11 protein-coding genes, 1 pseudogene and 1 riboswitch are annotated in these 12,238 nt (G+C 71.5%); of the genes and pseudogenes, 8 read left to right on the top strand and 4 right to left on the bottom strand.

Annotated features, from left to right (window positions below; all coding sequences use genetic code 11):
• The first annotated feature begins 143 nt into the window (after positions 1 to 143).
• The 3 genes from ACFYQA_RS09675 to ACFYQA_RS09665 all read left to right on the top strand — a co-directional run bounded on the left by ACFYQA_RS09675 (position 144) and on the right by ACFYQA_RS09665 (position 3,020).
• Positions 144 to 803, top strand: a complete 660-nt coding sequence (locus ACFYQA_RS09675) for a trimeric intracellular cation channel family protein (RefSeq protein WP_388914101.1) — start codon at positions 144 to 146, stop codon at positions 801 to 803.
• A 69-nt stretch (positions 804 to 872) separates the two neighbouring features.
• Positions 873 to 1,733: a thioesterase family protein gene (locus ACFYQA_RS09670; protein WP_388913994.1), complete on the top strand. Its 861-nt coding sequence runs from the start codon at positions 873 to 875 to the stop codon at positions 1,731 to 1,733.
• Positions 1,734 to 1,850: 117 nt separating this feature from the next.
• Entirely contained in the window at positions 1,851 to 3,020 is a 1,170-nt protein-coding gene (locus tag ACFYQA_RS09665) for a cysteine desulfurase family protein (RefSeq protein WP_388913991.1), read from the top strand.
• 152 nt (positions 3,021 to 3,172) lie between these two features.
• Positions 3,173 to 3,351: riboswitch (TPP riboswitch) on the bottom strand.
• Between the two features lie 82 nt (positions 3,352 to 3,433).
• Here the strand turns inward: ACFYQA_RS09665 and ACFYQA_RS09660 are convergent.
• On the bottom strand, positions 3,434 to 4,114 hold the full coding sequence (locus ACFYQA_RS09660) for an N-acetylmuramoyl-L-alanine amidase (RefSeq protein WP_388913988.1): 681 nt from the start codon (positions 4,112 to 4,114) through the stop codon (positions 3,434 to 3,436).
• Positions 4,115 to 4,173: 59 nt separating this feature from the next.
• Between ACFYQA_RS09660 and mnmA the strand changes: the two genes are divergently transcribed.
• The gene (gene mnmA / locus ACFYQA_RS09655; RefSeq protein ID WP_388913985.1) at positions 4,174 to 5,316 is read left to right on the top strand and encodes a tRNA 2-thiouridine(34) synthase MnmA; all 1,143 of its coding nucleotides are present in this window, start codon (positions 4,174 to 4,176) and stop codon (positions 5,314 to 5,316) included.
• Positions 5,317 to 5,569: 253 nt separating this feature from the next.
• Here the strand turns inward: mnmA and ACFYQA_RS09650 are convergent.
• From ACFYQA_RS09650 to ACFYQA_RS09640, 3 genes and pseudogenes are all read right to left on the bottom strand, one after another.
• A pseudogene (locus tag ACFYQA_RS09650) lies at positions 5,570 to 5,917 on the bottom strand (hypothetical protein); the annotation flags it as partial.
• Between the two features lie 135 nt (positions 5,918 to 6,052).
• Positions 6,053 to 6,832: an alpha/beta fold hydrolase gene (locus tag ACFYQA_RS09645; protein ID WP_388913982.1), complete on the bottom strand. Its 780-nt coding sequence runs from the start codon at positions 6,830 to 6,832 to the stop codon at positions 6,053 to 6,055.
• An 80-nt stretch (positions 6,833 to 6,912) separates the two neighbouring features.
• Positions 6,913 to 7,254, bottom strand: a complete 342-nt coding sequence (locus tag ACFYQA_RS09640) for a DUF427 domain-containing protein (RefSeq protein WP_388913979.1) — start codon at positions 7,252 to 7,254, stop codon at positions 6,913 to 6,915.
• A 147-nt stretch (positions 7,255 to 7,401) separates the two neighbouring features.
• Between ACFYQA_RS09640 and ACFYQA_RS09635 the strand changes: the two genes are divergently transcribed.
• The 4 genes from ACFYQA_RS09635 to ligA all read left to right on the top strand — a co-directional run bounded on the left by ACFYQA_RS09635 (position 7,402) and on the right by ligA (position 12,024).
• The gene (locus ACFYQA_RS09635; RefSeq protein WP_388913976.1) at positions 7,402 to 7,941 is read left to right on the top strand and encodes a TIGR00730 family Rossman fold protein; all 540 of its coding nucleotides are present in this window, start codon (positions 7,402 to 7,404) and stop codon (positions 7,939 to 7,941) included.
• 62 nt (positions 7,942 to 8,003) lie between these two features.
• Positions 8,004 to 8,702 carry an SDR family oxidoreductase gene (locus ACFYQA_RS09630; protein ID WP_388913973.1) on the top strand — a complete coding sequence of 233 codons (699 nt, stop codon included), beginning with the start codon at positions 8,004 to 8,006 and terminating at the stop codon, positions 8,700 to 8,702.
• An 86-nt stretch (positions 8,703 to 8,788) separates the two neighbouring features.
• On the top strand, positions 8,789 to 9,796 hold the full coding sequence (locus tag ACFYQA_RS09625) for a methionine synthase (protein ID WP_388913970.1): 1,008 nt from the start codon (positions 8,789 to 8,791) through the stop codon (positions 9,794 to 9,796).
• Positions 9,797 to 9,828: 32 nt separating this feature from the next.
• Positions 9,829 to 12,024, top strand: coding sequence for an NAD-dependent DNA ligase LigA (gene ligA, locus ACFYQA_RS09620; RefSeq protein ID WP_388914098.1), 2,196 nt, complete (start codon positions 9,829 to 9,831; stop codon positions 12,022 to 12,024).
• The last annotated feature ends 214 nt before the right edge of the window (positions 12,025 to 12,238 follow it).

Genomic DNA, 12,238 nt, shown 5'->3' with positions numbered 1-12,238 from the left:
GCTCCAGCGGCGATCGACCAGTGAAGCGCCTGTCCCGCACAGGCCTCGGCCGGTCCCGCTGCTCGGTCCACGGACAGCAAGTTCGTCCCACCCCTCGCCTTGCTTTGTAAGGCGAGGGGTTCTTGCTGAGTAAGAATGTCAAGGTGCTTCAGCAACTCTTCAGCCCGTCCCTCCTGCATGCGCTCGACCTGATCGGCATCTTCGTCTTCGCGATCTCGGGCTCCCTGCTGGCCGTTCGCAAGAACCTCGACGTCTTCGGCATCGCGGTCCTCGCCGAGGCCACAGCCCTGGGCGGCGGGCTCTTCCGCGATGTGGTCATCGGCGCCGTGCCGCCCGCCGCCTTCACGGACCTCGGGTACTTCGTGACCCCGCTGCTGGCCGTGGTGCTGGTCTTCTTCCTCCACCCGCACGTCGAGCGCATCCAGAACGCCGTCAACTTCTTCGACGCCGCGGGGCTCGGCCTGTTCTGTGTCGTCGGCACCGCCAAGGCCTACGACTACGGGCTCAGCCTGACCGCCTCCGCCTGCCTGGGCCTGGTCACCGCGGTGGGCGGCGGTGTGCTGCGGGACGTGCTCGCCAACGAGGTGCCCTCGCTGCTGCGCTGGGACCGCGATCTCTACGCGGTACCGGCGATGGTCGGCGCCACGATGGTGGCCCTGTGCATCCACTTCGACGTGCTGAACGCGCTCACCAGCAGCCTCGCCGTGATCACGGCGTTCATGCTGCGACTGCTGGCGCTGCGGTACCACTGGCGGGCGCCCCGCGCGTGGCAGCGGCGCTCGACGGCCCGCGAGGAGGAGTAGAGGAGGGGGTGAGGGGTGGGCCAGGATCCAAAGCTACCGCTTAGTAGGTGACTCTTGTACTGTTCACCCATGCCAGAAGCAGCCTCCGCCCCGGCCCTCCGGGCCACCATCGGCGACAGCGAGTTCGACCGCGACACCGCGGTCACGCCCCGTGAACCGGGCGTCTACGACATCGATCTCTCCGCCGGCTGGACGATCATCAGCGCCGTCAACGGCGGCTATCTGCTGGCCGTACTGGGCCGCGCCCTCGCCGACGCCCTGCCGCACGCGGACCCGTTCACCCTCTCCGCGCACTACCTGACCGCCTCCCAGCCGGGCCCGGCGGTCGTCCGTACCCAGACCGTACGCACCGGACGCACCCTTTCGACCGGTCAGGCGTCCCTCTTCCAGACCGACGACCAGGGGCGCGAGGTCGAGCGCATCCGTCTCCTGGCCTCCTACGGCGACCTGGACGCCCTCCCCGACGACGTCCGCACGTCGGCCGTGCCGCCCGCGATACCGCCCATGGACCAGTGCTTCGGCCCCGAGGACGGTCCGGCTCCCGTCGACGGCAGCTCCGCCATCACGGACCGGCTGATGCTCAAGCTCGACCCGTCGACCCTCGGCTGGGCCCTAGGGGAGCCCTCCGGCAAGGGAGAGATGCGTGCCTGGTTCGGGCTCGCCGACGGCCGGGACCACGATCCGCTCTCCCTGCTCCTCGCGGTGGACGCGCTGCCTCCCACCGCCTTCGAGCTCGGACTCAAGGGCTGGGTCCCCACGGTCGAGCTGACGGTGCACGTCCGCTCCCGCCCGGCGCCCGGCCCGCTGCGGGTGTCGATCACCACCCGCAACCTCGCCGGCGGCTTCCTCGAGGAGGACGCCGAGGTCTGGGACAGCACGGACCGACTGGTCGCCCAGTCCCGTCAGCTCGCCCGGGTGCGCCTGGGCTGAGCGGTCCTTCGCGGCCCTTCGCGGTGCGGCCGGCTGGGGGCATTTGAACAGGCGTGCCGGTTCCCGGCCGACCGCGCCCCGGGCTCGCCGGGCGAGGCCCGTAGAATCGGCCCCACCATGGCTTACCTCGACCACGCCGCGACCACCCCGATGCTTCCCGAGGCGATCGAGGTACTCACCGCGCACCTCGGCGTCACCGGCAACGCCTCCTCCCTCCACGCCGCCGGCCGACGTGCCCGCCGCAGTGTCGAGGAAGCCCGCGAAGCCCTCGCCGAAGCCCTCGGTGCCCGTCCCAGCGAGGTGGTCTTCACCTCCGGCGGGACCGAGGCCGACAACCTCGCCGTGAAGGGCCTGTACTGGGCCCGGCGCGACGCCGACCCGGCCCGCACCCGGGTCCTCGCCAGCCCCGTCGAACACCATGCCGTCCTGGACGCCGTCCACTGGCTCGGCGAGCACGAGGGCGCCGTCGTCGAGTACCTGCCGGTCGACTCCCACGGCCGGGTCCATCCGGACGCCCTGCGCGAGGCGATCGCCCGCAACCCCGACGACGTGGCCCTGGCCACCGTGATGTGGGCCAACAACGAGATCGGGACGATCCTGCCGGTCCGTGAACTCGCCGAGACCGCAGCCGAGTTCGGTGTCCCGCTGCACTCCGACGCCGTCCAGGCCTTCGGCCAGGTGCCTGTGGACTTCGCCTCCTCCGGGCTCGCCGCGATGACCGTCTCGGGCCACAAGATCGGCGGCCCGTACGGCATCGGAGCGCTGGTCCTGGGCCGTGAGCACACCCCCGTGCCGGTGCTGCACGGCGGCGGTCAGGAGCGGCACGTCCGCTCCGGCACGCTTGACGTGCCCGCCGTCGCCTCCTTCGCCGTCGCCGGCCGGCTCGCCGCCGAGCAGCGGGAATGGTTCGCCCGCGAGATCGGCGCGCTCCGCGACGACCTGGTCGCCGCGGTCCGCGAGGCCGTCCCGGACGCCGTCCTGGGCGGCGACCCCGCGCCCGGGGGACGGCTTCCGGCCAACGCCCACTTCACGTTCCCCGGCTGCGAGGGCGACTCCCTGCTGCTCCTGCTCGACGCCCAGGGCATCGAGTGCTCCACCGGCTCCGCCTGCACCGCCGGCGTCGCCCAGCCCAGCCATGTCCTCCTGGCCACCGGCACCGACCCGGACCTGGCCCGCGGCACCCTGCGCTTCTCCCTCGGCCACACCTCCACCGGGGCCGACGTCGAGGCCCTGGCGAAGGCCATTGGGCCAGCGGTGGAACGTGCGCGGGCGGCGGGGCTGACCTAGCGCCCCGGCGGGCAGCGTTCGCCCGTCGAGGAGCGGCGTCCGGTGCGGCGAGTGGGGGGTCCCCCTGCTCGAAGAGCTTGGGGGAGCGTGCCGGGCGTCGCGACGGGGCGAACATTGCCCGCCGGGGCGCTGGCTTCCCCCGGGCACGACTACGACCTACGAGACGGGTTCCCTTCGCCGGTATGACCCGGATCAGGTGACTAGGGGTCGCCTTCCGGTCCTGTCCTGCGACCTTCCGGCCTCTCAGCCCGACCGTCGACGTCGGCACCAGCGGAAGCCGAAACCTCGCGCTGAAGTCGGCTACTCCGGTCGAACTCCCTCACTCATCCCGTAGGCCTGTTCTTATGATAGAACGCCCATTTCTGGACGGAAAGGGATAGGTTGAGGTTTTTTCCGGTTTTCGGGTGGCGGGGTCAGGCCGTCGCCGTGAGCGCCTGACGTACGAGCTTCATATAGCGCTCCCAGTCCCAGTGCGGGCCCGGGTCGGTGTGATCCGTCCCCGGCACCTCGATGTGGCCGATGATGTGCTTGCGGTCGACGGGTATGTCGTAGCGCGCGCATATCCGGGCCGTGAGCCGGGCCGAGGCCTCGTACATCTCGTCCGTCAGGTCCTGCGGCCGGTCCACGAAGCCCTCGTGCTCGATGCCGATACTGCGCTCGTTGTATGCGCGGTTGCCCGCCTGGTAGGCCACGTCCAGCTCGCGGATCATCTGCGTGATGCGCCCGTCCTGCCCGACGATGTAGTGCGTGGACGCCTGGTGCCCCGGGTCCTGGAAGGCCCGTACCGCGCTGTCGAAACTGCCCTGCGTGACATGGACGATCACCATGTCTATATCGAAGTCGTCGGGCCGGTCCGCGCGCCGCCAGTTGGCGTCCGAGGCCGCCACCCAGCGGGCGCCCGCGAAGTCGACCACGCCCTGCTTGCGCGGCTTCTCGACCCCGGGCATCCTCCACCACAGGCGGCCCAGCTCGTCCCGCGCCAGCACGGCCGTACCCGCGGCGGCGGCCACCCCGCCGACGATCAGGGCGCGCCGCCCGATGCGACGGTCCCCGTCCTTGCCGGCCCGGTCCGTGGAAGCTCTTCTTTCCCCCATGCGAGCAACAACGGATACCCGGTGGCTCCGGTTCCCGTTCCCCGTACCCTGGAACGGTTATGACTGAGATCCCGCAGCCCTCCCGCCCCCGCCCCCTCCGGGTACTGGCCGCCATGTCCGGCGGCGTCGACTCCGCCGTGGCCGCGGCCCGTGCCGCCGAAGCGGGGCACGACGTGACCGGCGTCCACCTCGCGCTCTCCGCGAACCCCCAGTCCTTCCGCACGGGCGCGCGGGGCTGCTGCACCATCGAGGACTCGCGCGACGCCCGCCGTGCCGCGGACGTCATCGGCATCCCGTTCTACGTGTGGGACCTCGCCGACCGCTTCCGCGAGGACGTCGTGGAGAACTTCGTCGCCGAGTACGAGGCCGGCCGCACCCCCAACCCGTGCCTGCGCTGCAACGAGAAGATCAAGTTCGCCGCGCTGCTGGACAAGGCCCTGGCCCTCGGCTTCGACGCCGTGGCCACCGGCCACTACGCGCGCGTGGTCACCCTGTCCGACGGCACGCGCGAACTGCACCGCGCCTCCGACATGGCCAAGGACCAGTCGTACGTCCTCGGCGTGCTGGACGACCGGCAGCTCGCCCACGCGATGTTCCCGCTCGGCGACACGGTCACCACCAAGGACGAGATCCGCGCGGAGGCTGAGCGCAGGGGGCTGGCGGTGGCCAAGAAGCCCGACTCGCACGACATCTGCTTCATCGCCGACGGCGACACCCAGGGCTTCCTCGCGAACCGGCTGGGCCGGGCCGAGGGCGACATCGTCGACGAGTCCGGCGCCAAGGTCGGCACGCACGAGGGCGCCCACGGCTTCACCATCGGCCAGCGCAAGGGCCTGCGGATCGGCACCCCCGCCCCCGACGGCAAGCCCCGCTACGTCCTCGACATCTCCCCGGTGACCAACACGGTCACCGTCGGCCCCGCGGACTCCCTCGACGTCGGCGCGCTCACCGCGATCGAGCCCCGCTGGTGCGGCACCGCCCCCACCGGCCCCGGCACCTACACCGCCCAGCTCCGCGCCCACGGCGACGAGACCGAGGTCACCGCCGAGCTCATCGACGGCACCCTGGAGGTGTCGTTCAAGGAACCGGTCCGCGGCGTGGCCCCGGGCCAGGCCGTCGTCCTCTACGCCGGCACCCGCGTGGTCGGCTCGGCCACGATCGCGTCGACGTCCCGCACGGCGAAGAACCCCACGGCGGTCTGACACCGGGGCGTCCGACGGGGTCGGCACGATGAGCTTGTCGAAAACCGTGAGCAGATGGCGGGCGACTGTCACTTTGACGCTCGAACGAGCGTCAAAGTGACAGTGGGGCCCGGAGTGCTCACGCTTTTCGGAAGGGGAGTGTCCCCTCTGGACGCGGGTGATCGTCACGGTCCCGGAAACGGCGGGCGGGTGCCGACGCCTGCACACCCGTCACGGCTTCCTCGCCCCGTCGATGGTCCTGCGGCTGTGCGGGGAACTCGTGGACGAGTTGGATCTCACCGACGATGCGGGCGTTGAACTCGTCGAGTTCCCCGGCCGGCACCCACAGCTCGAGGATGGTCCGCCCGCCCGCCTGCTGGACGGGATACCGGGCGAGGAACTCCGACTCGACCTCGAAGCGGGTGACGAACCCGGCACCGTCGTGCTTCACGTTCCAGTCCCGGGCGATCCTGATCGCGTAGTCCTCGTTGAGGACCGGATAGAAGATCGGCTGCTCGGGCAACCGGGGCGGCCAGGCCCGCCACCCCGACTTCCGGACCAGCTCCAGCTCCTTCGGCCCGGTCGGACGCCACAGAGTCGTCGTTGCCCGTCGGCTGGTCATCGAAATCGCTCCTGAACGTCGAAAGCTGCGGAAACGGCCGGCCGAAAGACCGGACCATACCGACCCGCCACGTCGCGCTGCCACACCGTTTCCGCGGGAGCCGCGGGAGCCGCGGGGGCTCGCGCACCCGCGTCCTCACCGTGCGAAGAACTCCGCCAGCACCGGGGCCAGGACGTCCGGTTCGACCATGTGGGTCTGGCCGGGCAGGGTGCGGCAAGTGCCGAGGGGGACGGCGTCCGCGATCGCCCGGGCGGCCTCGCGCATCCAGGCCGGGCTCGCATCGCCCGCGATGGACAGCACCGGTACGGGGATCGACGCCAGCAGCTTCACCGGGACACCGCCGTCGCCCATGACCGCGTCGTCGTACGCGAGGCTCGGCGCGATCGACTCCATGCCGGCCCACAGGGGGGACTGCCGGGCTCCCCCGATCACCGCCTCGCTCAGGCCGGTGAGACGAAGGAAGAGCTCCACCGCGTCCCCGCGGCGCCCCTCGCCCAGTGCCTCCGTCAGGCGCTCGGTGTACCGGGCACGCTCCCTCAGGTCCTCCTCGGACGTCGCGTAAGGCGTCTCGTACACGGCGACATGCCGCACCGGCAGGCCGCTCGCCGCCGCACGCAGCGCCAGCGCGCCGCCCGAGGAGACGCCGTACAGGGACGCCTCCCCGCCCACCGCCTGGATCAGCGCTGCCAGGTCCTCGACCTCGCGTTCCACCGTGTACGGCAGCAGGTCCCCGCTCGCGCCGCGGCCCCGGCGGTCGTACACGACGACCCGCAACCGCTCCGAGAGCGGGGCGGCCAGCGGTGCCACCGTGGCGCCCGTCGACATCGCGCCGCTGACGAGGACGACCACGGAACCCCGTCCGGCGCTCTCGTGGGCGATGTGGGTGCCGTCACGCGAAACGATGTTCTTGTCCATGTCACCGCAGACTGCCGCACTGAGGCCCGATCGTCGGTGAGGCGGGCGGCGCGTCCGTCGATCGCAACCCTTCTATCCGATCATCGGGCTTCCGCGTCTCCTTGGACGTCCACGTCGTAGAAGCACAGGTGGTCCTTGATGCCGGAGACGTCCGGCTTCGGGTCCGGGTAGGCCCATACGAGATCGGGCGCGTCCGGGCGCGACCAGTAGGACGCGGTGCCCTTGAAGGGGCAGTGGGTATGGGTCTCGGACGAGGTCAGCAGGTCGAGCCGCACGTCCTCCGGCGGGATGTAGTACCGCGCGGGCAGGCCCGTCTCGCGCAGCACCAGCGCCCGGTCGCTCTCGGCCAGGACCTCCCCGCCGTGCACCACGCGCACGTGCCGCTCGCTCCGTTCGACGGTGATGCGGTGTCCTCTGGTCATGGTCCACGCTCCTCGGTCAGCAGGGTCATGGGGTCAGCCGGCATTCGGAGGGGCCGAACGCCGGCCGGTCCGGCCACCGACGGGTGCAGCGTTCGCCGAGGCCGAATTCTTCCCCTCCCCGCCGGACCGGGCCCGTACCCTGAGGACGTGAATATCTGTGTCTTCCTCTCCGCCGCCGATCTGGACGAGCGGTACACGCGCCCCGCGCGGGAGTTCGCCGAGCTGCTCGGCAAGGGCGGCCACACCCTGGTGTGGGGCGGCTCCGACGTCGGCCTGATGAAAGTCGTCGCCGACGGGGTGCAGGAGGCGGGCGGCCGGCTCCTCGGCGTCTCCGTGGAGTTCCTCGCGGCGAAGGCGCGCGAGGGCGCCGACGAGATGATCGTCGCCCGGGACCTGGCGGAGCGCAAGCGCCTGCTCCTGGAGAAGGCCGACGCAGTGGTGATCATGGTGGGCGGTACCGGCACCCTCGACGAGGCCACCGAGATCCTCGAGCTGAAGAAGCACGGGCACACGGACAAGCCGGTGGTCCTGCTGAACAGTGCGGGCTTCTACGACGGCCTCAAGACGCAGTTCCGGCGGATGGAGGACGAGGGCTTCCTGCCCCGCGCCCTCACCGACCTGGTGTTCTTCGCCGAGGAGCCCGTCGGGGCGCTGGCGTACCTGGAGGAGAGCCAGGGCATCGAGTGAGCCGGCTCAGGTCCTTCCACGGGAGAACCCTGGCCAGGCCCTGACCAGGCGGTGATGCGAGCATGGCGGGCATGCCTACACATGTGATCACCGGAGCAGGCTCCGGCATCGGTGCGGCCGTCGCCCGCCGGCTGCACGCGCGCGGGGACGAACTCGTCCTGCACGCACGTTCGGCGGGGCGCGCGAAGGAACTGGCGGCCGAGTTCCCCGGCGCGCGGACCCTCGTCGGTGACCTGGCCGACCCCGACCGGCTCAGCTGGGCCCTCTCCCACCAGTCCCTCCCGGACCGGGTGGACTCCCTGCTGCACATCGCCGGCGTCGTCGACCTCGGCGAGATCGGCGAGCTGACCCCGAAGACCTGGCGGCACCAGCTCGACGTCAACCTCGTCGCCCCCGCCGAACTCACCCGGCACTTCCTGCCCCAGCTGCGCGCGAGCCGCGGACACGTGGTCTTCGTCAACTCCGGTGCGGGCCTGAGCGCCCACGCCCAGTGGGGCGCCTACGCGGCCTCCAAGCACGGCCTGAAGGCACTCGCCGATTCCCTGCGCGAGGAGGAGCACGGCAACGGCGTCCGGGTCACCTCGGTCTACCCCGGCCGCACCGCCAGTCCCATGCAGGCCAAGGTGCACCAGCAGGAGGGCAAGGACTACGACCCCGGCCGGTGGATCGACCCCGAGTCGGTCGCCACCACCCTCCTCACGGCCCTCGACCTGCCCCGGGACGCGGAGGTCAACGACCTGACGGTGCGGCCGGGGCACTGACCGGGTGCCGGCCTCCCGGCCGGGCGCACGCCCCGCCGACACGGCCGGGGCGCCGGCCGCCCGCCCACGTTCCGTACGCTTCTGAGGTGAGCGAAAACAGCCAGTTCAGGTTCGGGGCCGCGACCGGGGTCGGGTCGATGCCGGGCGGGGACGTCCGAGAGGCCGTCAAAACCGTCACCGGAAGCTTCGAGGACTTTCCCTTCCTGCCCGAACTGCCCGCCCGGGGACCCGGCGCGGACATGATCGGCCGGACCGCCGGGATGCTCGTCGAGCTGTACGCGCGGGTGGAGCCCAGCGGCTGGCGGATCGGTGACCGGCCCGGGCGCGACACCAAGCGGGCCCGCTCCTGGCTCGGCGAGGACCTCGACGCGCTGGAGGAGCACACCCAGGGGTACGAGGGCCCGCTGAAGGTGCAGGCCGTCGGCCCCTGGACACTCGCCGCCCAGCTGGAACTGCGCAACGGCGAGGTGGCCCTCTCCGACCCCGGCGCCTGCCGGGACCTCGCCGCCTCGCTCGCCGAGGGACTGCGCCTGCACCTCGCCGAGGTGAGCCGGCGCGTGCCCGGCGCGCGGCTCGTCCTCCAGCTCGACGAGCCCTCCCTCACCGACGTCCTGCGCGGCCGGGTGCGCAGCGCCAGCGGCTACCGCACCCACCGCGCGGTGGACCGGCAGCTCGTCGAGTCCGGCCTGAGGGACGTGTTCGAGGTGCACGGCGAGGGCCCGGTCGTGGTCCACTCGTGCGCGCCGGACGTCCCGTTCGCCCTGCTGCGGCGGGCGGGAGCGCAGGCGGTCTCCTTCGACTTCTCGCTTCTCACCGAACGTGACGAAGAAACGATCGGGGAGGCGGTCGAGAGCGGCACCCGGCTGTTCACCGGTGTCGTGCCGGGGACGGACGGCCCGTTGTCGGACCCTGCCGGTAGCGTCATGGGGGTCAGAACGCTGTGGCGCAGGCTGGGGCTGCGGCCGGGCCTTCTCGCGGAGGCGGTCACGGTCACCCCGGTGTGCGGACTCGCGGGAGCCTCCCCGGAGTACGCGCGCACCGCCTACGCACACTGCGTCCGGGCGGCGAGATCCCTCGCGGACAACCCGGAGTGACGGAAAAAGACACGGTGACGGGAGAAGACACGGTGGCGGGTGACCAGCAGGCGGAGACGACGAGCGTGCCGGCGAAGGCGCGGGAGCAGCACGCCCGGCTCGCCGAGCAGATCGAGGAGCACCGCTTCCGGTACTACGTGAACGACGCGCCCGTCGTCAGCGACGCCGAGTTCGACCGGCTGCTGCGCGAACTGGAGTCGCTGGAGGAGCAGTTCCCCGAACTGCGCACCCCCGACTCCCCGACCCAGAAGGTCTCCGGGGCGTACGCGACGGAGTTCACCTCCGTCCAGCACCGCTCCCGGATGCTCTCCCTCGACAACACCTTCAACGACGACGACCTCGCCGCCTGGGCCGAGCGCATCCACCGGGAGCTGGGCGCACAGGAATTCCACTTCCTGTGCGAGCTCAAGGTCGACGGCCTCGCCGTCAACCTCACCTACGAGTACGGGCGCCTGGTCCGCGCGGCGACCCGCGGCGACGGCCGCACCGGCGAGGACATCACCCCCAACGTGCGGACCATCGCCGAGATCCCGGACCGTCTGAAGGGCGACGGGGTGCCCGCCCTCGTGGAGATCCGCGGCGAGGTCTTCTTCCCGATGGAGGAGTTCCAGGGCCTCAACGCCCGCCTGGTGGAGGCCGGCGACAAGCCCTTCGCCAACCCGCGCAACGCGGCGGCCGGTTCGCTGCGCCAGAAGGACCCGCGCGTCACCGCCACCCGCCCGCTGCACATGGTCGTCCACGGCATCGGCGCCCTGGAGGGCTTCGAGGGCCTCGCCCGCCTCTCCGCGGCGTACGACCTGCTGAAGACCTGGGGCCTGCCCACCTCCCCGCACAACAGGGTCGTCGAAGACCTCGCCGGTGTAAGGGAGTTCATCGCGTACTACGGCGAGAACCGGCACTCCGTGGCGCACGAGATCGACGGCACGGTGGTCAAGCTCGACGAGATCCCGCTCCAGGGCCGCCTCGGCTCCACCTCGCGCGCACCGCGCTGGGCCATCGCGTACAAGTACGCGCCCGAGGAGGTCAACACCAGGCTCGTCAACATCCGTGTGGGCGTGGGCCGTACGGGCAGGGTCACGCCGTACGCACAGGTCGAGCCGGTCACCGTGGCCGGTTCCGAGGTGGAGTTCGCCACGCTGCACAACCAGGACGTGGTCAAGGCCAAGGGCGTCCTCATCGGGGACACGGTGGTGCTGCGCAAGGCCGGGGACGTCATCCCGGAGATCCTCGGCCCGGTCGCCGACCTGCGCGACGGCAGCGAGCGCGCCTTCGTCATGCCGGCCGAGTGCCCCGAGTGCGGTACGCCGCTGCGGCCGATGAAGGAGGGCGACATCGACCTACGCTGCCCCAACGCCCGTGCCTGCCCGGCCCAGTTGAGGGAGCGCCTGTTCTATCTCGCGGGCCGCAAGGCGCTGGACATCGAGCACTTCGGCTATGTCGCCGCCGCGGCGCTCACCGGGCCGCTGGAGCCCGCGGACCCGCCGCTGAAGGACGAGGGCGACCTGTTCGACCTCACCATCGAGCAGTTGCTGCCCATCAGGGCGTACGTCCTCGACCAGGACAGCGGGCTGCCCAAGCGGGACCCGAAGACGGGCGAGGAGAAGACCGCCACCGTCTTCGCCAACCAGGAGGGCGAGCCGCGCAAGAACGCGGTCGCGATGCTGGCGAACATCGCGGCGGCCAAGGAACGCCCGCTCGCCCGGATCCTCACCGGTCTGTCGATCCGGCACGTCGGCCCGGTCGCGGCGGAGGCGCTGGCCCGGGAGTTCCGGTCCGTCGACCGGATCGAGCAGGCCACCGAGGAGGAACTGGCCGCCACCGAGGGCGTCGGCGGCATCATCGCCGCCTCGGTCAAGCAGTGGTTCGCCGAGGAGTGGCACCGCGAGATCATCCGCAAATGGCGGGCGGCCGGTGTCCGCATGGAGGACGAGGGGGCCGGCGAGGAGGAGGGCCCGCGTCCGCTGGCGGGGCTGACGGTCGTGGTGACCGGCACCCTGGAGCATTTCACCCGGGACGGCGCGAAGGAGGCGCTGCAGACCCGGGGAGCGAAGGTGACCGGTTCGGTCTCCAAGAAGACGTCCTTCGTCGTCGTGGGCGACAACCCGGGGTCGAAGCACGACAAGGCGATGCAGCTCAAGGTGCCGGTTCTGAACGAGGAGGGCTTCACCGTCCTGCTCGACGAGGGGCCTCAGGCGGCGGCCGCCGTGGCGCTGCCCGTCGAGGAGTAGCCGAGGAACAGCAGGGCAACAGCCGAGCAATAGCAGGGGAAAGGTCACTCGATCGGCGCATACCAGATGGATACGGGTGGCCGGGGCGCATTCGGGCAACCGTCGGCGACCGGTGCCCCTGGAAGCCCTCCGCGGCCTACTGTTGGGAGGTGCGCCCGCCGTGCCCAGCTGCGGTCGGGGCATCCCCGTGTTCGTGGCGGCACCGTGGAAGGGC

The sequence above is a fragment of the Streptomyces sp. NPDC005774 genome (assembly GCF_042871645.1).
Classification (GTDB): domain Bacteria; phylum Actinomycetota; class Actinomycetes; order Streptomycetales; family Streptomycetaceae; genus Streptomyces; species Streptomyces pratens.
This window is presented reverse-complemented; position numbering and strand designations above follow the sequence as displayed.

Excerpts from the sequence above, each read along its gene's own strand:
- ACFYQA_RS09630 (WP_388913973.1), top strand. The coding sequence starts at position 8,004 with ATGGCGGGCATGCCTACACATGTGATCACCGGAGCAGGCTCCGGCATC.
- ACFYQA_RS09660 (WP_388913988.1), bottom strand. The coding sequence starts at position 4,114 with ATGGGGGAAAGAAGAGCTTCCACGGACCGGGCCGGCAAGGACGGGGAC.
- ACFYQA_RS09645 (WP_388913982.1), bottom strand. The coding sequence starts at position 6,832 with ATGGACAAGAACATCGTTTCGCGTGACGGCACCCACATCGCCCACGAG.
- ACFYQA_RS09640 (WP_388913979.1), bottom strand. The coding sequence starts at position 7,254 with ATGACCAGAGGACACCGCATCACCGTCGAACGGAGCGAGCGGCACGTG.
- ACFYQA_RS09665 (WP_388913991.1), top strand. The coding sequence starts at position 1,851 with ATGGCTTACCTCGACCACGCCGCGACCACCCCGATGCTTCCCGAGGCG.
- ACFYQA_RS09670 (WP_388913994.1), top strand. The coding sequence starts at position 873 with ATGCCAGAAGCAGCCTCCGCCCCGGCCCTCCGGGCCACCATCGGCGAC.
- mnmA (WP_388913985.1), top strand. The coding sequence starts at position 4,174 with ATGACTGAGATCCCGCAGCCCTCCCGCCCCCGCCCCCTCCGGGTACTG.